Below are 20,676 nucleotides of genomic sequence, written 5' to 3'. Positions count from 1 at the left end.
TCATCCTGCCCACCGCGCACTCCGTAAAATTGCCATTTGATCGAGCAGTCGTAGACACTGATTATTTTTAGCACGTAATAACCACTCTCCACGTAAAAAGGGAGCCATAGTATCTGGAACAGTTGTTGGTGGCATGAGATTCTGGACATCCAACCAGTCCATACCACCGATTTCCTCTACTGCTAAACCCACTATTGTATCTTGCTCTTCAATGGCAATCACCGGAATTTCAGCTCTATCCGTGTTTAATGCACTTGCTTCCCCAAGAAATTGACCCAAATCAGCCACCCAAATAACTCGACCTCGTAAATTTAGAGTACCCAAAAGTAAAGGAGAAGCATTAGGAATCGGGGTGATTCTATCAGGACTTAGTTCAATTACCTCCCGAATGCCAGTTGCTTGTAGTGCAAACTCCTGATGCGAGGGAATGTAAAACCTCAAATGTAACTCACCTTCAGGACTTTCTACTTGTAATTCAGGTCGGAAATGGTCTTGACCACTGCCACTTAAAAAGTCCGGTTTGCTGACCATATTGCTTTTATCCTTATCCTCGCAGCAGTTGTTTGACTGTTCCTACCAACTCGGTTGGTTGAAACGGTTTGGCTATGTAGGCGTCTGCACCCTGCTTCATGCCCCAATAGCGATCAAATTCTTCACCTTTGGAAGAACACATAACCACAGGGACATTTTGGGTTTTTGGATCGGATTTTAACCGCCGACAAACTTCGTAGCCGTTCATCCGGGGCATGACAATATCCAATACCACTAAATCGGGAGGTGCTATTTGAATTGCCTCCAATGCTTCTAATCCGTCACTGGCATGGGTAACAGTTAGGCCAGTTGCTTTCAGGAGGTCTGTAATCATCTCCCTTTGCGCGATACTGTCTTCCACAATCAGAACTGTACTCATAAGTATCTATTTACCTCCTGATGTAGACGTTCCTATTTGGAACATTCCCTGATTCCTCCGCAAGTATTAACTGTATAAATTAATTCTAGTTTTTGACTATTTTCCTGGATATTGACATTTCACTGAGTTGGCTGACTCTGTGATAACATCTTTTACCTGATCTTTTAGTAGATCAACAAATCTTGGATCTCTTTATGTGCCCCATGCCCAATTTTCATTGGTTGTTGATATATTTCTCTACGAGCATGAGTAACTCAGTGTCTGTAAATGGTTTTGTTAAATAATCTGTAGCCCCGACCATCCTAGCTTTGACTCGATCAATAAATCCATCTTTACCAGTAAGCATGATAATCGGTATGAGCCGAAATGCTGTTGAATGTCGCAGCATGGCGCAAACCTCGTACCCCTCCAATTCCGACATGGCAATGTCGCATAAAATTAAATTCGGTTTGAGTTGAAAAATCAGAGTGAGCGCTTCTAAGGGATTGCTGAGGGCGATCGCTTCATAACCTTGTGGTTGTAAGATGGAATTTACAGTCTCACCGATGGCGATCACATCGTCAATACATACTATCCGCCCCCTGTATTTTCCCTTCAATTCCCAGCTAACCGTGTGGATATCTGGTTTAAGTGTCTCTGAATATACTAGTTGTAGCCAACTCTGTTGCACATATGGATATATTGCCTTAGCGACTGTCAAAATGTCTCGGTTGAGATAGCGAGCCAGTTGACGCAAAGATGTTTTACCATCAGCCCAATGTTGTAGCTTATTCACGGTTGCTTCTGGTAGGGAGGATTGTAGTTGAACTTTGTCAGATAGCACTAGCAATTGTTCTGGAGACTGAATGTGTGGATACAGTTGCTTCCACTCTTGCACCTGCTTCGTAATTTTTGTTACAAAAGGAGCGATCTCGAAAGTGTTTAATTGCGGGGCAAGTGCCGCACCCTGATGAAAGATAAAGTTACCTTGGTGTAAGCTCAACAGATCAAAGAGGGTTTCATGCACCAAGCCGTGAATGATACCATCAGCTATCTTTGGGTTGATGATATTCCGCTCCAAGAGTGCCCAAAGATAGGCATACTCTGGCGCATCGGTTGATGGTAAGGAGGCAATTTGTTTGTCGGTGAGTCGCATCTCAACTCGGTAATAACGTAAATAATCGCTAATTCTGGATAAACTACTTTCACCTTCTTGGCAATAAATAATTTGACCATTCAGGAAAAAGACGAACCAAGACTGTTGTTTGGGGCGATAAATGCTTGCTCCGTCTCCACCCAGTTTGTTGTTATGGTGAGAGCTATGAGCTTCTACCCATAGTTGTCCAGTTCGCTGTCCCAACTCAATCAATTGCAGGATACTGCAAATATCAATTTCATTTAAATTTCCCTGCATTTATCTAAAAAGTACTCCTTAAGTATTGCTGAATTCGGAATTCAAAATTCGGAATTCTGACTTCTTCTTTAAGTATTAATTATGGAGTATTGGAAAGATTATTACCCTGTTCCTTGTTTTCATACGAGAATACATTAAACTATAAACCTTCATCTTTCGTAATACACTTCGACAAAGCTAGTGTTAACACGGAAGTCATCATCACTGTCATCAGTACAAAATATAAAGGCGCGACCAAGTCGCTTCTATAAGTATCAAGACGTAACATCTCGCGTCTATAGTTTTGTCTGTCTTGTTCTCCTAAACTTCGGTTCAGTCAGACAAGTTAACAGAATTATTTAAGGTATATCCCAAAACACGAACTTGAAGTGCATCAATAAGGACTAACGGTGTGCTGTATTTAGCAGAAGTACAAAAACAGAAAGGTGGTTTACTCAGTGGCGGTGCTAAAACCGAACTGAAACTGCTAGCTTGTCAGCGAACTGACCAGAATTGGAGTACTGTGTCGGAAGATGTGATTGCCGCTGAGGACGCAAGCAAATTAAATGATGGTGCTTTGGTACTGGTTGAACTGAATCCGAATCGTCAAGTGCAGCGGATTCAAGAAGCAGGGCGTCCACTAGTAAACATTTTGCAGAATTTTTCCCGCCAATTGGAGAAATTTAAGCTCAAGGAAGATGAGATTGATCAGTGGAAGCAATCGCTGACGTTTCAGGCGCAAGAGTTGAATCGCCGTGAAATGGACATGGAAGTACGCTCAGAACAGTTGCAAGAAATGGAGGATGAGGTGCAACGCCTGGAGGAGCAAAAACAGGAAGTTGACACCTCGCGCCAGGAACTTGAACGCTTGCAAGCAGAAAATGAGCGCAACCGCCAGGAATTGGAAGGCGCTTGGGAGCATTTACGCGGTGAGCAGCGTCGCTTAGAGGAACGTCAAACGGATTTTCAACAAGGGACGGTTTTGGATGAGGAGCAAAGTCGGGTAATGAGTGAGTTACTTGATCGCTTGTCTAGTCGTGTTACTCCCACGCAAACAGTCAGAGAACAGCTGCATCTGGCCTTTGAATTAGTCGAAAAGCAGCAAGCTACTCTAACCCCACACTGGCAAAAACTGGAGGAGCAAAAAACTGCGATCGCTCAACAGCAAGAAGAAGTAGAGCGTTTGTCACAAACGTTTAGCGATCGCCAAAACGCATGGCAACAAGCACAAAATTCTTTAGCCCAGCAAACAGTCCAATTGCAGATAAATACAGCAGACCTTACCAGTAAGCAAGAGTATGCTCGGATAATCAAAGAGCAGTTACGAAACGCCGAAGAGTTATATCAACAGATTCACTCTTTGGCTGCAACATCTGGTGATCTAGTTCTCGGCCAGCAAGCTGATGTGGAAGCTTTGGAGAAAAAGCCTTTAGAAGAACTACAAAAAATAGTGCAAGACTTGCAATATAAGTTGGAAATAGATGCTAGCTTTGTTCACGATCAAGAACAAGAACTGAAATATAAACAAGAAACTATAGAAGAACTCAAAACTAAAATAAATCACGCATCTGACCATGACCACATCAATTTGGAAGTGGAACTAACGGATGAAAAAGACCTCTATCAGATGCTAAACTCCAGTTTGGTGGGACAACGCCGCAATATGCTACAGCATCAAAAGTTTCTCAAGCAACACCAAGCTGTACTGCTGCGGCGGCAAGGACATACTGTTACTGATGAAGAAGAAAGCAACAACAAAATTAATTTAGAACCGATTCTGTTACAAATTGAAACCCAGCGACAACAATATTCACAGGAAATCCAAAAGCTGGAACGAGAGATTGAGCAGATCCGTGCTGGTATTGAGCTAAATCAGGGAATGATTGACAATCAAACTCACGATTTGGATGAAAAACGCCAAGAAATCAAAGCGATCGAGGAAAACTTGTTGTCCCTGCGAAGAACAACTGCCGAATGCTGGGGTCGGGTGAATCTGTATCAAGAAGCACTACAACCAATTCAGGATTCACTCGATGGCTTACGGCAAAAGCTGCTCTTAATTGGAGAATCTTTGGAGCAATTCCAGGAAAGTGGTGATTATCAACTCCAAGCGATCGCCCAGTTGCGCCATACTCTCCATTTAATGTCTCAGCCAGAATTACTATCGTCTTAACGAGTTAGGAGTTATGAGTGATGAGTTATGAATTAAAGAAAACTCCTAACTCATAACTTTTAACTCCTAACTATTTCAAGCAGATCCAGTCGCCTTCTACTTGAGCGATCGCACCGCCAGGAAATGGATCAGTTTGTGATCGGTTGGGCGCTATAATTAAAGCCGTTAATTTTTCGATGTGTTCAAAACTAGGGGCATCAGTAAGTATTTGCTGCAATACCTGACGCATCACGCGACGTTGCAGTGCCAATGGTGCTTTCTGCAATACCTGACGATTTAACCGTACAGGAAGAAGGCGAGTAAGAGAATCTTTTTCATCCCCAATGCCCCATGACATCGCCTTTTCTTGCAACTGCTGGGCAGCTTTTTCTAAATATTCCACTTCTGCTTGGAGAAGTTCTGCTGTTTGGGCTAAGGCAGATTCTACTTGGGGGTTGAAATTTTCTTGTAAATATGGTAACAGTTCTTGGCGAATGCGGTTGCGGGCATATTGCAAATCTTGATTGGTGGAATCTTCCCAAATTGGTAATTTAAACTCTTGACAAAATTGTTCTGTTTGTGTACGAGTAATTTCTAAAAGTGGACGTACTAGCATAATGCCCGTAGTCAGGGAGCGTTGCCAAGTAAGAGCCTGTAAGCCATCAGCACCAGTACCGCGAATTAAGTTGTAGAGGAGAGTTTCGGCGCGATCGCTAGCGGTGTGTCCTGTAACTATATATTGATAATTATTTGCTTGAGCGATCGCACTTAAAGCTTGATAGCGCCAATCGCGTGCAGTAGCTTCACTATTTATAGATTCGTTAGCTGTTTCTAAGTAAAAGGATATACCCCAAGTTTTAGCTAAATTTTCGACGTGATGAGCATTAGCTTGGGAGTCAGAACGCCAGCGATGATCACAGTGAGCTATACCTAAATACCATCCCCATTTTGATTGTAAATCTAAAAGTAATTTTATTAAACACAGAGAATCTTGTCCGCCAGAAACAGCAACTAATAGCCGCTGATTGCGCTCAAATAAGTAGCGCGATCGGATGGTGCGATGTATTTTTGCATGTATGGGAGTCCATACCATTTTTGGAACTTCTCATAGTTTTTGGATTTGACTTGCAGCTATAACTTTTTTAACAGTTAACGCTAGTTCGGGGAAAGTAGTAGAGATAATACGGTCATTATTCGTAAACTTTTGAACTTGGTACTCTCCGTCAACTAACTGGTAAACAAAAATCGTGGGTAGTTTGGGATTACCGAGATAAGCACGAGAAGCGATCGCTAGATAATCTACAATCCAATACTCAGAGATACCGAGTCGCTGATACTCATCTAGCTTGTCAACGTAATCATCATCCCAGTTTGTTGAGGTTACTTCTACAGCAAGTTGGATAGGCTCAATCAGCGCTCCGTATGCTAGAACATTGGTATTCCACTGTGATGCATTAACTACACCCACATCTGAATTTCTGCCTTGTTCTTGCCCAGCATCAGTAAACGTCCTAATGATGATATCTTTGTCAGCAATATATTCAAGTCCCAAGCGCCTAATTTCATCATAGAAGGCAAGCATTAAAAACCTTGACACATTCTTATGCGCTCTAGTTGGCTCCACTGGTATAATTTCTCCGTTGATCAGTTCGTAAATACCACCATCAGGGTATTGCTCTAGAAACTCTTCAAAAGTTAGTTTTTTAACTGGAGTTTGAACCATATTGTTCACCTGCTAAAAAAGGACTTAAAGTAATTTGTAATTGATAATAACGCTCCTACATTGCTAACGTAATTCGTAATTTTTGAAACTCAGATTCAATCTGGGTTTCCAGGTTTGTGTCTGTTGCCTTATTTTAGGCAATTCTTGCAACACAAAGAAAGTACTTTTGCAATACTCTCTGCATCTGACTTTTCACGGCATTTAGAAAACCTCTCTCTAAATCTCTCTCCTTTTAGGAGAGAGACTTTGAATTTTCCTCCTTCCCGCGTCGGGAAGGGCAGGATGGTTTCATACAAACAGAGAAAAACTAAAACTGGGTTTTAAAGCCTCTCCCCCACGGGGGGAGAGGTTTGGAGAGACGGAAAAAACCTGGACACAAAATGAGAAATCAAGACTTATGTATTTTTCTTTTTTCGTATGAAACCACCTCCCTTCCCGACACGGGAAGGGGGTTAGGTTTTTGGTGGACTTTTCCACATAACCTGAATTGTCAGAAGTGGATGAAGCGATCGCACTCTACAATCAGTCTTTGGAAATAACTCAACGCATTGGACATGTCCAAACCAAGGCGGTGACGTTGCACCAACTGGCAGGTATCTACGCCGACAAAGGGGAAGTGGAAGAAGCGATCGCACTTTTCAATCAGTCTTTGGAAATAGAAGAACGCATTGGTAATTTCCAAGGCAAAGCGGCGGTGTTGCACGAACTCGGACGTATCTACGCCAACAAAGGGGAAGTGGAGCAAGCGATCGCACTCTACAATCAATCTTTGGAAATAAATGAACGCATTGGAAATGTCCAAGGCAAAGCGGCGACGTTGCACTCTTTGGGACGTATCTACGCCGACAATGGGGAAGTGGATGAAGCGATCGCACTCTACAATCAGTCTTTGGAAATAACTCAACGCATTGGAGATGTCCGAACTCAAGCAATGACTCTGTGGTGGTTAGGAGATTTGGCAGAACAGCAGGGTGAATACACTAAAGCGATATCCTATTTGCAACCAGCTTTAGAGATTTTGCAGCGATTAAAGTCACCACACGTTGAAAGTGTGAGTGCAAGTCTTGATAGGGTAATGCGTAATTTGTAATTACTGAAAGATTTTTATGTCACGCAAAGGCGCAAAGAAGGCAAGAGTGTGATTTAAGTAAATGAAAACTGCTGTAATGAGTCTTTGATACTTGTGGACGAGTCTTTTATACTTGTGAATGAGTCTTTGAACTCCATTAATGAACCTTTGAGCTTTGTTGATGAACCTCGGAGCTTCGTTTGTGAACCTTGGAGCTTCGGTCGTGAACCTCGGAGATTCGTTTGTGAACCTTGGAGCTTCGGTCGTGAACTTCAGAGCTTCGTTAATGAATCTTTACAGCAATTTAGATGAGAGAATCAGGATCTATGCCGAGCGATCGCAACTGTTGTGCTAATAATTCAGCACGTCGTTGTGCTTGTTGAGCTTTTTGTTCTGCTTGTTGAGCTTTTTGTTCTGCTTGTTGAGCTTTTTGTTCTGCTTGTTGAGCTTTTTGTTCTGCTTGCAGGGTTTTCTGTTGAGCGAGTTTTGCGTTTTCTTCGGGTGTTAAAAGCTTTTCCCCTTGCTGGTTATACCAATACAACCACTGGCGAGGAATGCCTAGATAAGTTCCCCGTTCCATGCCAATTCCTAAACCAATCTCTGGCAACCAAATGGGATTACTATCTTCTAATGCAGTGTAACCACCATTAATTAATTTGTATATTTCTAACCGTGGCTTTCGGCGACGATTCGGATTGTAGATTACATAATATAAAATTCCTAATTTCGCATACTCTGCTTTTTTAGTAGAGTACTCACCACGATATTTTTGAGATACTACTTCCAGCGCTAATATTGGTACTCTCCTCTCTTCCCAAAGCACATAACTGGGGCGGAGGTTTTCATCATAAAATCGCTCTACGCCCAAACTCAAAAATCCATCTGGGACTATTGCTGGTAAATCTGGGTGGTAATAAATACCCATATCTACGCCAAAGTACCAATCCATGCGTTCTGGCCAAGCGATCGCCAGAAGCGCTTTAAGTAAACCGGGAATTAAATCTTGTAATTCATTATCCACAGGGGTATCGTCAGAGTCAGGTAGTTCCTCTGATGAAGGCAAACAAGCTAATGGATCGTAATTTAGCATGATGGATTTACCGTTTCTCAGTTATTAGTGCATCTTTAGTTTATAAATTAATTTTGATAGCAATTTAAATGAGAGAATCAGGCTCTATGCCAAGCGATCGTAATTGCTCTGCTAATAATTCAGCACGTCGTTGTGCTTGTTGAGCTTTTTGTTCAGCAACTTTTTCCTTTTCTTCTGGTGTTAAAAACCGTTGTCCTTGTTGGTTATACCAATACATCCATTCCCGTGGTATGCCTAGATAAGTTCCTCGTTCGATGCCAATTCCTAAACCTATTTCTGGCAACCAAACTGGATTACCATCATGTAATTCATAAACATTGTTAACTAATTTGTAAACTTCTAAACGTGGCTTGCAGCGACGAAATGGGTTGTAAACTACATAATACAAAATTCCCAATCTTGCATACTCTGCTTTTTTAGTCGAGTACTCACCACGGTATGTTTTAGATACTACCTCAAACACTAATATCGGTAATTTATTCTCTTCCCAAAGCACATAACTGGGGCGGAGGTCTTCATCATAAAATCGCTCTACGCCCAGACTCAAAAACCCATCTGGGACTATTGCTGGTAAATCTGGGTCATAATAAATACCCATATCTACGCCAAAAAACCAATCCATGCGTTCTGGCCACGCCATTGCCAGAAGCGCTTTAAGTAAACCGGGAATCAAATCTTGTAATTCATTATCCACTGGGGTATCATCCGAGTCTGGCAGTTCCTCAGATGAGGGTAAACAAGCTAATGGATCGTAATTTAGCATGATAGGTTTACTGTTTTTCGGTGATTAGTGCATCTTTATTTTATTAATGAATTTTGATATAGCAATTTTCATTTGAATGAGGTACACAGTAGGGGCGCACAGCTATACGCCCTACGAATTATCTTTACTCCATATTAGTTTTCTACTTGTTTGAGTTTTTGAAAAATTTCATCAAGTGGTGACTCAGATTCATCAGGACAAAATTCTAAAGCAAGCCTAACTTTTCCTTTTTTCCATCCCTGAGTAGTAAACTGCAAAACTTCACAATTTAATCCTTGGGTATACAAATTTACCTCATCTTTTTCATCTGCTCCAATATATTCCTTAATTGCTGTAATTAAATCACGGACTTTAAAAGTTTTAGCAATATTTAACTTATTAAAAGTGTCTGGTTCTATAGACACAACTTCATCGTGATTCAGTCTCTCGAATCCATCTTCCATAAAAATCTCCTGTCACTAAATCTATACTTTCCATAGATTTAGCAGTTCATCCGAAACAAAATGATGATTTTGTAGAGTTTTAAAAATATCTAAATTCTTAAAAGTGTTTGCTTATACAGACACTACTTCATCATGATTTAGATGCTCAAATCTATTTTCCATATTAATCTCCTGCAACTAAACTTATAATTTTCAAGAGATAGTAGTAAATTTCAATCTGCTCGTTTCTCCCTCTCCGTCAGCGGAGAGGGGTCAGGGGTGAGGTTATTAAAAGAACCAACCGTAAGAATGCAAACCTTTACCCAAAAGATTCACACCGAGATAGCAAACCCAAACGACAACAAAGCCAGTGGCGGCTAAAATTGCGGGACGACGCCCTTGCCAACCGCGAGTGATTCGGGCGTGGAGGTAGGCGGCGAACACTAACCAGGTGATTAATGCCCAAGTTTCTTTGGGGTCCCAACTCCAGTAGGAACCCCAAGCTTCGTTAGCCCAAACGCCACCGGCAATGATCCCAATTGTCAGCAGGGGAAATCCTAGTCCAATGATGCGATAGCTGATGTTGTCAAGGGTTTCGGCAAGGTTAAGGCGCTGGGGTGAAAGGGGTTCGGCAGATGCTACAGTTTGAGGCTCAGAGGTAGTTACTAAATTCAAAACAGCGGTGTTAGCATTACCGTTGCCGTTGCTACTAGTTTCAAAACGAGCAAAGCCGTTATTTTCGGCAGAAGGGGCTGGTGGTTGAGAAATTAGTTCAGATGCTTTGTGTAAGCGGTAGCCGTTGCTGCGATAGCCACCAGTACCTACAGAACTACCTTGTAGTTGGATGTTTTGACCGCGAGTGACTACTAAAAAAGCGATCGCTAATAACGCACCCACCATCAAAGCAGAATAACTCAACATCATGACGCTGACATGCATCATCAGCCAATTTGACTTCAAGGCAGGTACTAGCGGTTCTGACGTTTGCATCTGAGATGGTAGTGTCATGGTAGCAAAAGCAGTGATCGCCATTGCCACAGGAGCTGTAACAACTCCTACTAAGCGGCTACGGCTACTACTTTCAGCAATTAGATGGACTGTGGTAATTCCCCAAGTTAAGAAAAACAGAGATTCATATAAATTACTTAAGGGAAAGTAACCAGCTTCTATCCATCGTGCCCCTAATAGAGTAGCCATGCACAAATTAGCGATCGCCATCCCAGCTGTCCCCAAAGCGGCTAGATAAGGCAGATTCGGAAAAGCCGCTCCTCCCCAATACACCAGCATTGTCAGGAATAATATGGCAAAGGAGGCATTGTCCAGCCAGTTCTGGAGTACAACTAGATTCATAAAGTGTTCTCTCCGTGGATGATTTTAAATATGGATTCTGACTGTTCTGATCCTATATGCTTACAAGGTCAAGAAACAGGTGAAAGTTAGGAGTTAAGAGTTATGAGTTATGAATTAATAATTTTTAATCCCATTTCATTTTAACGTTGCTACAGATGGTATTGCTCTGAGGTAAAGACACACCAGACGCGAAGATTGATGTATAGCAAGATTTTTGAGAATTGGTACAACTCTTAACTTCTAACTCCAAACTCTAAACTTCTAACTCCTACTCCCTTTCCTGTGTAAGATTACCTATTTTATTCTTGACTTTCTTGGTGTTCTTCTCTTCTCTACGAGATGCTTTTGCTTTCAGCGAACGAGACGCTTGGCGTTCACGTAGTGTCTCGTAGAGAAAGCGTCTTGGCGGTTTTTTACATCGGTATTCTTCTAGCGGGAAGGAAGTAACTCCAAACTCCTAACCGGAGCTTCGGAGTCTCCGGCTTTGCTCCAAACTTTTCCAATTGCTGTTATGGAGAAGTCGTAGATGATGTAGTAGGACTAGGCAAGGCAGTCAAGTTCCTAACTTTTTTGAGTGCGATAAAAATGTCGTAACGGTTACTGCGACTGTCACTGACAGCAGATGTCATCCCAATTGAGCGCGTTCCATCTAGCAAAGTTTGTTGATTGGGAATTAGAGTTGGTAAAGGGAAATTTTTCACAGTTCGTTCCACATCCAGGAAAAATTGACCATTTGTCGGATTTGGTTCTGTGGGAACTGTTTGTTGGAAGGGAAGATTGCTAGCTAGTGTGTTGTTGGGTTGGGGAACAATTTTATCAGTGATGGGAGCGCCCACTACTAGAAAGGCGACATCTCCATCTAACCAGCCGTGGGTGGCAGTTAACGTACCATAGGGTGAAACCCAGTTAACAACAGGTTGATCGGCAACTTTCCCCGGTTGGACTTGGAACTGGTATTGATTTCTCATCACTTCATCGAGCTGTTTTATGGATGCTTCAGCTGATTGGCGATTGCTTGCCTGTACCATGAACACTAAACCCGCACGAAAATCATCTGGTGAACCTTGTTTTGGAGTAGTAGGAATCACTGATAAGGAAAATTCGCCTTTCATCCAATCGAGCAAATCCTTATCTAAATCGAGATTGGTAAGAGATTTTATACCACCTCTGATCTGTTCTGGTGCGATCGGCGAGAGGGGATTTCCCTGAGATGTTAAAACATAATCTCCCCACAAGCGCTGTAAGTTACCGCCAGATAGCATCATTAAGGTTTCTGCTGGTACGCGGCTTTGCATTTTCCCAGCTTTGTTTTCTACCGCCAGCACACGTTGACTATTAGGGTTTAGCCAAGAAACGCCTTTGAAGCGAATTCCTTCTGGCTCTAAGGTCATTGTCCCCGCTAAACCTTGATTATTTTGCAGTTGAGCTAAAACTTGAGCAGGTAAAGGGCGGTTTGGAGAAGCTGCGGCTATTTTGGCTGCGGTTGGCACATTTACGTAAAACTGGGCAAAGGGTTGGTAATTGGCAATTTTTGGAAAATTCTCAGCAAACCCCCCTGTTGTGGCTAGGGATGTTTTATTTTTGTAGGCATCAATTGCTCGTTCTGTGGCTTTGGGACTATCAGTTATGACTAAAAAACGCCCATCTAGTAATGCTGCTGAGAAGTTTTCTCCTGCTTGTCCCTGATTTTGTTTAATGGGGACCCCTTGATAAGTACGGTCAATCCATTTGCCTTGTTTAAGGGTTTTGGGTCGTGCCAAAATGCTTTTGGCGATTTCTGGGTTTTTCACTGGCAATACCATTACCATCGACTGCTGATCGCTAGCAGCATCTTCATTGGTGGTAACTGGTTTAGGTGCAGGTTTACTCGCTGTGTTTGGGGCAAGAAATGCGATTGTGACGTCATCACCTACCCAAGGAGCGACATCTTTCTGGAAGTCGTAACCATTATTAGTCAGAAAGCGATCGCGCAATTCTACTAAATTTTTGTCCAGTTCTACTTGGGTTTCTTTTGTGCCAAACTGTCGCAATTTCTGCCACTGCTGGGGATCTGTTGTCAGAGAAACCGCAAACAAAGCATCACCAGGAATAATATTTGCACCTACTAGCAAATCGCCAGAAGACATTTGTCTTTGGGCTAACAACCAGTATGCTACACTCCCGGTACCAATCAATAACCCAGCAGCCGAGAGCGTCAGCACCAGAGACGGTTTCTTATTTTTATTCATCGGAACAGACACAAGAGGCGGTGCCATTGAAACCTATACCTTATACTTGCAAACTCATTACTTGTTTGATTGGTTAAGTTAACCAAAAAGTTTCTCGTTATCTAGGGCAGTTAGCTGCATAAATTTTTCTATCCTAGACATTGATGATATTTCCCTAATAAACCTTCCCGAGTCTTTCAAAACCTGTGTTTTTGGCTCAGTTACCATTTTTAACATGCTTTGTTGAATTTCGTAGGACGTTTCCCTAAGATTAATTCCTCAGTCGGAAAGTTTGTGCAAGTAAATCCGTTATTCCAAGCAATTTGAGAATATAACTAACTGGACAAAGCTGCAAGTCATGATTCGAGCACACTACTCTGCGTTGGCAAAGCTTGCCTTCGTTCCAGAGAAAGGAATATCAAGTACTTTGACTACAATTTTTAATCAGCGATCGCATTTTGGATGGATAATGTGGTAAGCCAAGCTATGCCCTGAAAGCTTATCCCTACCTATACTTGCAACTCAAATCCAGGTAATATATCTTCTCCAGAAAGAATCCCTGGCATTTGCAGAACTTCTACAGCCTTCAAAAGTCGGTAAATTTCCACTCTTGCATCTTGAGGATTAATCAGCCAACCCAAACGCAGACCATTTTTGATGTATTCCTGCATTTTCTCTTGAATCGGTGCAAGCCGATCTGTCTCCGAACGCAGTTCAATCACAAAGTCGGGTACAAGTGGCGGAAATTTTTTTCGTTGTTCTGGTGTCAAAGCTTCCCATCGCTCCAATTTTACCCAAGCAGCATCAGGAGAACGTTTTGCACCATTGGGAAGTATAAAGATAGTTGAAGAACTAAAAACTTTCCCTAATTTAGCTTGACGATTCCAAATTTCTAAATCAGCGATCAGTCCAGCTTCTTGATTTCCGCTTTCTCCTCCTACTGGTGGCATAATGATTAATTCTCCGCCTGCATTCATTTCCAGGCTTAAATCACGATTGGCAATACACAATTGATAAAATTGCTCATCAGTTAAATGAGCAATCGGTTCTAGATTTAGCACAACAGTATTCATTAAACCTTTCCTCGTGCCTTTGTTGCTAAGATCAGTCGAAAATTCTTGCTTGTTGGAAAATTTTTTGAGGTGTAATTTGTAGCCTTTCAAATAAGGAATCTTCTAAACTATCAGTGTCACGTTTGGTTTGAGGGAGAATATCAGGATAAAAAATAGTGATAGTTTTTGCTCTAGTATCAATAATCCAAACTCGTTGAACTTTAGCTTTTAAATAATCAGTAGCTTTTTCTGTAATTTCTCCGAAAGTTTGACCAGGGGAGATAATTTCAATGACTAATTCAGGTACAACAGGACAAGCCTCATCTTGCAACCAATCAGCAGAAAGACGGTTATAGGAAATATATGTCAAATCTGTTACAGGAACCCAGTCTTGTTGATTTCGTGTTAGCTTAATTGCCCATTCAATTACAACTCGCCCCTTTCCTTGCGCCCATGCAGACAATAGTATAAATAACGCACCTGTTATAGAACTATGAAAAAATTTTGGTGACATTACATCGTTTTTAAATTTGGGAACAGCTTCTCCATCAATGAGTTCGGAGATGATGTCTCCTTCGGGAAGTGCGAGAAATTCTTCAAGGGTGAGTTGGGTTTTGAGTTGAATCATGGTTGGTTTTGGGGGATGACTCTATTTTAGATTTTTACCGATCTCAAATACTTCATCTGGGATTTCCTGTTTCTACTTTTAGGCGTTCCCGCTTCTCCTGTCAAAGACGCTATGCGTAGCTTGTTTCCACGTTCGCGCTAGCGTTTTTGTTGGCGCAGCCTCTCCGTCAGGAGAAGGAGGGTACGGGTTGCCGTAGGCATCGCTTGTGTGGGTAAATTACTCGTAGGTCTTTTACGATACCGCTGGCAGTTGCTTCTCGTCTTGGCGGTAGCCTGCGGCAAGCCACTACGTGTCTACGCTAAATTAAGCTTTTCGGCGATTTTTGCGTAAGTCCTGAGTTCTCTAAATAGCAATCAAAACTCAAAAGCAATATTCTCTTCAGGCTTTTTACGGGTTTTTTGAATTTAATTGCATAGCTCCCAAATATTTGGTTAAATAAGGCGAAAACACTTCATAAATTAAGGTCAGTGGCTGTCCATGATGCCAAAACAAGTAATGGCGACCCCAAAAAGGCCCAATTACATCAAAACCCGATTCTAGCGCCGATGAGTCACCGTAGTAAATTCCTCGAACATCCCGATACAACTCTGTGCGAAGACGAGCCAAACTCGCCCAAATTGGTAATGAACGGTTTTGCAAATATTCATCTACATGACTGGCTTCCCACCACGAGGTGGCGTAAGCTAATCGTTGACCAGAAGCAGTACGCAGCCATACTTGTCGCCGTAGTCGTGGCCCTGGGACAGTTTGGATTAACTCAGGCGCACCATCCAAGTCCATGCCAATCAATGACATATCAATCACATCTACTTCTATAGGCTCACCTGTAAGCAATTCTAAGTGACGTGTTGGAGAGCCGTCACCCAAAAGCATTAGCTGCCAGGCAGGTGCCAGCTGAGTGTGAGGTAAACTTTGTTGAATTATTTCTTCCCCTCCTTGCCAAATCGGAGTGAGGCGATGCCAAGCTGCTGGCAGTGTTAAGTTATTTGTTGCCGTAAAAGTTATAGTCAATGCTTTTTACAAAACTTCATCTATCTCTATAAAAGCATAAAAAAACCAGAACTATAGCCAGATTTAATGGTCAACAGTCTAAGGTCTTTTGACCCTTGACTATTGACCGTGCCAATTTTAGATTTTAGATTAAAGAATTGAAGAATTAAAAATTATTTCGGTTTATGTCCCGCTTAAAGTGGGCGGAACAAATCCAAGATCCAAAATTTCAAATCATCTTGCCCAACTCTTGTGGAATGGTCTGTTTCAATTCAAAATCGGCAATTTAAAATCCAAAATTGCTTGACCCTTGACTAAATAAACAAAATATGCGGATGGCGAGACTCGAACTCGCAAGGCAAAGCCACACGCACCTCAAGCGTGCGCGTATACCAATTCCGCCACATCCGCACGGGTTGTCTAAACATAGACTATAGCATAAGAAAATAATTATAGTAAGGTGATATCTAAGTTATATTTCTCAAAAATATAAATTTCCTCAAGGCGGTATCAGACTGACAGAAATCTAGCCTCTGCACAAGTGATATTAAAAAGGGTAGAGCTACTGTGTTGGGCAGGGTGCGATGGCGTACCCGCCCGTTTTATAGCGATGTCTACGACGGGTTGCGCCTACGCACTCTGCCCAGTTTGGTTAGCTAGTCAAGACTTACAGCAGCAATGTTGTTAGTGTAGTAAGACCCATACAGGCAGCAAGCCTGCAATCTTAAGTTTGCTTAGAATCGGGGTGGCGAATCTCCTGTGATAATTTGAAATAATGCCAAAGCGTCGTTTCAAGTTGGATCAGAGAAAATGTCAATCTACTGGTAATGATATCGAAACTAAAAAATGAAGTTTGACAAAATATTAATTGCCAATCGGGGAGAAATCGCCCTTCGCATTCTCCGCGCCTGTGAAGAAATGGGGATTGCGACAGTTGCGGTTCACTCCACCGTTGACCGTAATGCTCTCCACGTCCAACTTGCTGATGAAGCGGTTTGCATTGGCGAACCTGCTAGCAGTAAAAGTTATTTGAATATTCCCAATATTATTGCTGCCGCACTGACGCGCAATGCCACCGCCATTCATCCAGGCTATGGCTTTTTGGCAGAAAATGCCCGGTTTGCGGAAATTTGTGCTGACCATCATATTGCTTTTATCGGCCCAACTCCAGAAGCTATCAAGCTGATGGGGGATAAATCCACTGCCAAAGAAACCATGCAAAAAGCTGGAGTCCCGACAGTACCTGGTACTGAGGGGTTAGTAGAATCTGAGGAACAAGGATTAAAATTCGCCAAGGATATCGGCTATCCAGTGATGATCAAAGCCACAGCAGGTGGCGGTGGACGGGGTATGCGCCTAGTTCGTTCTAAAGATGAATTTGTCAAACTTTTCCTGGCGGCCCAAGGGGAAGCAGGAGCAGCTTTTGGGAATTCTGGCGTTTACATAGAAAAATTTATTGAACGTCCCCGCCACATCGAATTTCAAATTTTGGCGGATAACTACGGTAATGTTATCCACTTGGGCGAACGGGATTGCTCAATTCAGCGCCGAAATCAAAAGCTACTAGAAGAAGCACCAAGTCCCGCTCTCGACCAAGACCTACGTGAGAAAATGGGGCAAGCTGCTGTCAAAGCTGCCCAATTCATTAATTATACTGGGGCGGGTACTATCGAGTTTCTCTTGGATAGATCCGGTAAATTCTACTTTATGGAAATGAACACCCGGATTCAAGTAGAACATCCTGTAACAGAGATGATTACTGGCATCGATTTAGTTGTCGAACAAATTCGGATTGCCCAAGGAGAAAGACTTAAGCTTACACAAGAGCAAGTAGTCTTGCGGGGTCATGCGATCGAATGCCGGATCAATGCTGAAGACCCCGATCATGACTTTCGCCCTTCTGCTGGACGGATCAGCGGCTATCTTCCCCCTGGAGGGCCTGGTGTTCGGATTGATTCCCACGTTTACACAGATTACCAAATCCCGCCCTATTACGATTCCTTGATCGGCAAGTTAATTGTTTGGGGACCAGACCGATCCACTGCTATTAACCGCATGAAACGCGCACTCCGGGAATGTGCCATCACTGGACTACCCACCACCATCGGGTTTCATCAAAAAATTATGGAAACTCCACAGTTTTTGCAGGGTAATGTCTATACAAATTTTGTGCAAGAAATGAACGGTTAAGGGAGTGGGGAAGAAGCAGGGAAGCAGGGAGCAAGGGAGAAGAATTTTCCCCTCTGCTAAGAGCACCCCGCCCCTCTGCCTCTTTTCAATGCCTAATGTCCCATGCTCCATCCCTAATTGACACGAGATAGCATAGTTAGTAATCCTTGCTGACCTAGCAGGATTTCTCGCAACAGACTGAAGATGCCAACCCAAATAATAGGTGTAATATCTACCCCGCCTATAGGTTGGACTAGCTTTCGCAACGGTATTAAAAATGGTTCAGTAGGCCAAGCTATTAAATTAAAAGGCAAACGATTCAGATCCACTTGCGGATACCAAGTGAGAATGATCCGGAATATAAATAAAAATGTCATCAGCCCTAACACAGGGCCCAGAATCCAAGCAGTCAGGTTAACACCAGTCATCGGTTTAAGCTACTATTTATCTGTAAAGAAAGAAAAAACTTAGGCAACGGTAAGCCCTTCGGGTGGCGCTCCTGCGTCGCTAGCCTCTCCCAAGGGGAGAAGACCGCGCTAGCTCACAGCGCTTCGCGTAGGCATAGCCCGTCGTAGACATCGCCAGAAAATTTGAAGCTTTGTAAAGCACTCTCATGATCATTTTAACCAAATGCTGTCACTTCCTTCTGGAATAGAAAAGCAAACTCGCCCACGCGGTTAACTCAACAATTGATGAAAGCAGTTACCAAGTTTGGCAGTTCAGACTTAGAGGCTTCTCAAGAAAGTAATACACTATTAAAATTAGGATGAAGTGTGTAAAAAAAGGTTGAGAAGTATGACGCCTTCTTTAGCAAATTTTCTTTGGAGTCTGGTTTGGGGTGCTGCAATTGTCGTAGTACCCGCTACAATTGGTCTAATTTTCATTAGCCAGAAAGATAAAATTCAGCGTTCATAATCCTTATGAGAGTTGAATTAACTCTCACAATCGATTGTCTGTCAGCTATCTACATTAATTGCACTAAAAGCAGCAGTTTCTGCCGCTGGTGGCAGTTGTAGCTGAGAAACATAGGTTTTTTTATTTTTCGGTGAACAGCTTCAGAGCTTCTTTACCAGAGGCTTTGAAGCTTTAATATATCGTGCCTAATCGGAGTAGTGATTTTAATTGTGACTCGCTAACATAGATTTGATATTGGGAAAACAGCAATGATAAATTTTGGGCTGAACTCAGCCAGTTTTCTGGCTCAGGTAAATTTTGGGGCAAACTCAGCCAGTATTCTAGGAATTTTCCTGGCTGTGGCTGGGGCAGCACTGTATTTTCTCCGCACTGTGCGTCCAGAATTGTCACGGGATCAAGATATCTTTTTTGCGGCAGTGGGCTTGCTCTGCGGCTTCATTCTTGTGTTTCAAGGATGGCGGCTAGACCCGATTCTCCAATTTGGTCAACTGCTTTTAGTTGGCACAACTGTGTTTTTTGCAGTAGAAAGTATTCGTCTGCGAAGTATAGCTACCCAGCAAGCAAAGCGTAACACTCCGATTGTGGACGAAGACCGACCGATTAGCGATCGCTATTCATACAATGATCGCAGAAAGTATCAAGCTGAAATGGATGCAGACTTAGATCCATTACCTTATGAAGAAGAGGAGCGCCCCGTGCGTCCCCGGATTCGGGGTAGTAGGGATGAGATTTCAACTCGTGATGACTACTACGAGGAGCAACCCCCACGTCGTTCAGAACGCCGCAATAGCAGCAGTAGTGAAAGACAGGCTCCAACTGATAGAACGCGGCGGCGTACTTCTGGGCGTCCTGTGAATCGCCCTTCTGAAAGCTCTGAAGAAGAAAATTGGGGTTCTTTATCTAGGGAAGTTGATGATTGGGAAAGTTCGGGTGGGGAAGTCAGAAAACCTTCTCGCCGCAGTAATAACGGGCCCCAGCGTCCCGAAAGTCGTGAAGATGATGTTGCTCCCAGACCAAGAAGGCGTCGTCCACCCAGTGACTCGACTCCTCGAAGAGGGCGCGAAGATGATGAGGCGATACCAACTGATTATGTACCATACAACCCGGTTGAAAAGCCAAATGAGGGGCCAGATAATTCCACCGATTTTGATGATGTTTAAAACAGTTGGTGTGCAAGTAGGTTTAGAGGCGACGGAAAACAGTTGAGGTGGAAAAATTTACGCTTATATTTTGGCTCCAAAGACCAATTCATTGGAGCCTGGTTTTTGGTTTAACAAGTTTGCTTGCATCTTGTGGTTCTAACGATATTTCCATAGGGCCTACTTCCCTCAACAGTCGCTACACCGAGGAGCAACCTGCTTTGAGTGGAAATGGGCGTTTTTTAGCGTTTGTGTCTAATCGGAATGGTAATCAGCAGTTATTGGTATACGATTTGGAGAGGCAACTGTTTATTGGCACACCAGGGATAAACCGACAGGAGACAATTGCTGAAAGTCCTAGCTTGAGCTACACCGGGCGTTATATTGCTTATATTACTAGTGACCAAGGTAGACCAGTGGTGGCGCTTTACGATCGCGCTACGCAACAGTCGCAAATCGTTACACCAATCTATCGCGGCTGGGTCAGGAAACCAAATATCAGCCCAGATGGACGTTATGTTGTCTTTGAAACCGCCAGCCGGGGTCAGTGGGATATTGAAGTCCTAGACCGGGGACCAAATATTGAGTTAGATATTCCTAACGGTGCAACCGTAGGTTCACCTCCGTAGGGGAGAAAGTTAGGAGTTAGGAGCAAAGCCAAAGACGCTCCGCCTCCGGTTAGGAGTTAGAGGATGTTTGAAAAGTCTAATTTATTACTAGCCCTG

20 protein-coding genes and 1 tRNA gene are annotated in these 20,676 nt (G+C 42.9%); 6 read left to right on the top strand and 15 right to left on the bottom strand.

Annotated elements, in window-relative coordinates:
- The 3 genes from V7L29_RS15305 to V7L29_RS15295 form a co-directional block, all read right to left on the bottom strand.
- Nucleotides 1-531, bottom strand: a complete 531-nt coding sequence (locus tag V7L29_RS15305) for a chemotaxis protein CheW (RefSeq protein WP_334689033.1) — start codon at nucleotides 529-531, stop codon at nucleotides 1-3.
- A gap of 13 nt (nucleotides 532-544) precedes the next feature.
- Nucleotides 545-910 (bottom strand): response regulator transcription factor, encoded by a 366-nt coding sequence (locus V7L29_RS15300; protein ID WP_069073698.1) that lies wholly within the window; start codon nucleotides 908-910, stop codon nucleotides 545-547.
- Between the two features lie 214 nt (nucleotides 911-1,124).
- The gene (locus tag V7L29_RS15295; protein WP_334736020.1) at nucleotides 1,125-2,303 is read right to left on the bottom strand and encodes a response regulator; all 1,179 of its coding nucleotides are present in this window, start codon (nucleotides 2,301-2,303) and stop codon (nucleotides 1,125-1,127) included.
- Between the two features lie 391 nt (nucleotides 2,304-2,694).
- On the opposite strand from V7L29_RS15295, the gene hmpF reads away from it, so the two are divergent.
- Nucleotides 2,695-4,455 carry a pilus motility taxis protein HmpF gene (hmpF, locus tag V7L29_RS15290; protein WP_334736019.1) on the top strand — a complete coding sequence of 587 codons (1,761 nt, stop codon included), beginning with the start codon at nucleotides 2,695-2,697 and terminating at the stop codon, nucleotides 4,453-4,455.
- A gap of 70 nt (nucleotides 4,456-4,525) precedes the next feature.
- Here hmpF and tilS read toward each other — a convergent pair whose 3' ends face one another.
- Both tilS and V7L29_RS15280 read right to left on the bottom strand, forming a co-directional pair.
- Entirely contained in the window at nucleotides 4,526-5,527 is a 1,002-nt protein-coding gene (gene tilS / locus V7L29_RS15285) for a tRNA lysidine(34) synthetase TilS (protein WP_334736018.1), read from the bottom strand.
- A 12-nt stretch (nucleotides 5,528-5,539) separates the two neighbouring features.
- The gene (locus tag V7L29_RS15280) at nucleotides 5,540-6,157 is read right to left on the bottom strand and encodes a Uma2 family endonuclease (RefSeq protein ID WP_334736017.1); all 618 of its coding nucleotides are present in this window, start codon (nucleotides 6,155-6,157) and stop codon (nucleotides 5,540-5,542) included.
- A 496-nt stretch (nucleotides 6,158-6,653) separates the two neighbouring features.
- Here V7L29_RS15280 and V7L29_RS15275 point away from each other — a divergent pair, with 496 nt between their 5' ends.
- Nucleotides 6,654-7,247, top strand: a complete 594-nt coding sequence (locus tag V7L29_RS15275; protein ID WP_334736027.1) for a tetratricopeptide repeat protein — start codon at nucleotides 6,654-6,656, stop codon at nucleotides 7,245-7,247.
- A gap of 283 nt (nucleotides 7,248-7,530) precedes the next feature.
- Here the strand turns inward: V7L29_RS15275 and V7L29_RS15270 are convergent, their stop codons facing one another.
- From V7L29_RS15270 to V7L29_RS15230, 9 genes are all read right to left on the bottom strand, one after another.
- Nucleotides 7,531-8,316 (bottom strand): Uma2 family endonuclease, encoded by a 786-nt coding sequence (locus V7L29_RS15270; RefSeq protein WP_334736016.1) that lies wholly within the window; start codon nucleotides 8,314-8,316, stop codon nucleotides 7,531-7,533.
- A gap of 64 nt (nucleotides 8,317-8,380) precedes the next feature.
- Entirely contained in the window at nucleotides 8,381-9,079 is a 699-nt protein-coding gene (locus V7L29_RS15265) for a Uma2 family endonuclease (protein ID WP_334736015.1), read from the bottom strand.
- Nucleotides 9,080-9,213: 134 nt separating this feature from the next.
- Nucleotides 9,214-9,522, bottom strand: coding sequence for a KGK domain-containing protein (locus V7L29_RS15260; RefSeq protein WP_334689047.1), 309 nt, complete (start codon nucleotides 9,520-9,522; stop codon nucleotides 9,214-9,216).
- A gap of 267 nt (nucleotides 9,523-9,789) precedes the next feature.
- Complete coding sequence (gene ccsB / locus V7L29_RS15255; RefSeq protein WP_334689046.1) at nucleotides 9,790-10,851, bottom strand: c-type cytochrome biogenesis protein CcsB; 1,062 nt, start codon at nucleotides 10,849-10,851, stop codon at nucleotides 9,790-9,792.
- 509 nt (nucleotides 10,852-11,360) lie between these two features.
- Nucleotides 11,361-13,106: a DUF3352 domain-containing protein gene (locus V7L29_RS15250; protein ID WP_334736014.1), complete on the bottom strand. Its 1,746-nt coding sequence runs from the start codon at nucleotides 13,104-13,106 to the stop codon at nucleotides 11,361-11,363.
- 461 nt (nucleotides 13,107-13,567) lie between these two features.
- A complete protein-coding gene (locus V7L29_RS15245) occupies nucleotides 13,568-14,131 on the bottom strand; it encodes a Uma2 family endonuclease (protein ID WP_334736013.1) in 564 nt (187 codons plus the stop codon).
- A 31-nt stretch (nucleotides 14,132-14,162) separates the two neighbouring features.
- Complete coding sequence (locus tag V7L29_RS15240; protein ID WP_334736012.1) at nucleotides 14,163-14,738, bottom strand: Uma2 family endonuclease; 576 nt, start codon at nucleotides 14,736-14,738, stop codon at nucleotides 14,163-14,165.
- A 387-nt stretch (nucleotides 14,739-15,125) separates the two neighbouring features.
- On the bottom strand, nucleotides 15,126-15,749 hold the full coding sequence (locus V7L29_RS15235) for a chorismate lyase (protein WP_334736011.1): 624 nt from the start codon (nucleotides 15,747-15,749) through the stop codon (nucleotides 15,126-15,128).
- A gap of 309 nt (nucleotides 15,750-16,058) precedes the next feature.
- A tRNA-Leu gene (locus tag V7L29_RS15230) sits at nucleotides 16,059-16,139 on the bottom strand.
- A gap of 435 nt (nucleotides 16,140-16,574) precedes the next feature.
- Here V7L29_RS15230 and accC point away from each other — a divergent pair.
- Nucleotides 16,575-17,918, top strand: coding sequence for an acetyl-CoA carboxylase biotin carboxylase subunit (gene accC / locus V7L29_RS15225; RefSeq protein ID WP_334689042.1), 1,344 nt, complete (start codon nucleotides 16,575-16,577; stop codon nucleotides 17,916-17,918).
- A 113-nt stretch (nucleotides 17,919-18,031) separates the two neighbouring features.
- Here the strand turns inward: accC and V7L29_RS15220 are convergent, their stop codons facing one another.
- Nucleotides 18,032-18,325 carry a YggT family protein gene (locus tag V7L29_RS15220; RefSeq protein WP_334689041.1) on the bottom strand — a complete coding sequence of 98 codons (294 nt, stop codon included), beginning with the start codon at nucleotides 18,323-18,325 and terminating at the stop codon, nucleotides 18,032-18,034.
- Nucleotides 18,326-18,692: 367 nt separating this feature from the next.
- Here V7L29_RS15220 and psbX point away from each other — a divergent pair, with 367 nt between their 5' ends.
- The 3 genes from psbX (at nucleotide 18,693) to V7L29_RS15205 (ending at nucleotide 20,580) form a co-directional block, all read left to right on the top strand.
- On the top strand, nucleotides 18,693-18,812 hold the full coding sequence (gene psbX, locus V7L29_RS15215) for a photosystem II reaction center X protein (protein ID WP_334736010.1): 120 nt from the start codon (nucleotides 18,693-18,695) through the stop codon (nucleotides 18,810-18,812).
- 248 nt (nucleotides 18,813-19,060) lie between these two features.
- Complete coding sequence (locus tag V7L29_RS15210; protein WP_334736009.1) at nucleotides 19,061-19,972, top strand: Ycf66 family protein; 912 nt, start codon at nucleotides 19,061-19,063, stop codon at nucleotides 19,970-19,972.
- 47 nt (nucleotides 19,973-20,019) lie between these two features.
- A complete protein-coding gene (locus V7L29_RS15205) occupies nucleotides 20,020-20,580 on the top strand; it encodes a TolB family protein (RefSeq protein WP_334689038.1) in 561 nt (186 codons plus the stop codon).
- Nucleotides 20,581-20,676: the final 96 nt, after the last annotated feature.

It is taken from the genome of Nostoc sp., assembly GCF_036916575.1.
Lineage (GTDB): Bacteria > Cyanobacteriota > Cyanobacteriia > Cyanobacteriales > Nostocaceae > Nostoc.
Note: the sequence above shows the minus strand (reverse complement) of the source record. Positions and strands in the feature narration are given on the sequence as shown.

Bases quoted from the DNA above. Each gene is read 5' to 3' on its own strand.
- V7L29_RS15280 (WP_334736017.1), bottom strand. From the start codon at position 6,157: ATGGTTCAAACTCCAGTTAAAAAACTAACTTTTGAAGAGTTTCTAGAG.
- V7L29_RS15260 (WP_334689047.1), bottom strand. From the start codon at position 9,522: ATGGAAGATGGATTCGAGAGACTGAATCACGATGAAGTTGTGTCTATA.
- accC (WP_334689042.1), top strand. From the start codon at position 16,575: ATGAAGTTTGACAAAATATTAATTGCCAATCGGGGAGAAATCGCCCTT.
- V7L29_RS15265 (WP_334736015.1), bottom strand. From the start codon at position 9,079: ATGCTAAATTACGATCCATTAGCTTGTTTACCCTCATCTGAGGAACTG.
- V7L29_RS15220 (WP_334689041.1), bottom strand. From the start codon at position 18,325: ATGACTGGTGTTAACCTGACTGCTTGGATTCTGGGCCCTGTGTTAGGG.
- V7L29_RS15240 (WP_334736012.1), bottom strand. From the start codon at position 14,738: ATGATTCAACTCAAAACCCAACTCACCCTTGAAGAATTTCTCGCACTT.
- V7L29_RS15245 (WP_334736013.1), bottom strand. From the start codon at position 14,131: ATGAATACTGTTGTGCTAAATCTAGAACCGATTGCTCATTTAACTGAT.
- V7L29_RS15300 (WP_069073698.1), bottom strand. From the start codon at position 910: ATGAGTACAGTTCTGATTGTGGAAGACAGTATCGCGCAAAGGGAGATG.
- V7L29_RS15250 (WP_334736014.1), bottom strand. From the start codon at position 13,106: ATGGCACCGCCTCTTGTGTCTGTTCCGATGAATAAAAATAAGAAACCG.
- tilS (WP_334736018.1), bottom strand. From the start codon at position 5,527: ATGGTATGGACTCCCATACATGCAAAAATACATCGCACCATCCGATCG.
- psbX (WP_334736010.1), top strand. From the start codon at position 18,693: ATGACGCCTTCTTTAGCAAATTTTCTTTGGAGTCTGGTTTGGGGTGCT.
- V7L29_RS15305 (WP_334689033.1), bottom strand. From the start codon at position 531: ATGGTCAGCAAACCGGACTTTTTAAGTGGCAGTGGTCAAGACCATTTC.
- ccsB (WP_334689046.1), bottom strand. From the start codon at position 10,851: ATGAATCTAGTTGTACTCCAGAACTGGCTGGACAATGCCTCCTTTGCC.
- V7L29_RS15270 (WP_334736016.1), bottom strand. From the start codon at position 8,316: ATGCTAAATTACGATCCATTAGCTTGTTTGCCTTCATCAGAGGAACTA.
- V7L29_RS15295 (WP_334736020.1), bottom strand. From the start codon at position 2,303: ATGCAGGGAAATTTAAATGAAATTGATATTTGCAGTATCCTGCAATTG.
- V7L29_RS15210 (WP_334736009.1), top strand. From the start codon at position 19,061: ATGATAAATTTTGGGCTGAACTCAGCCAGTTTTCTGGCTCAGGTAAAT.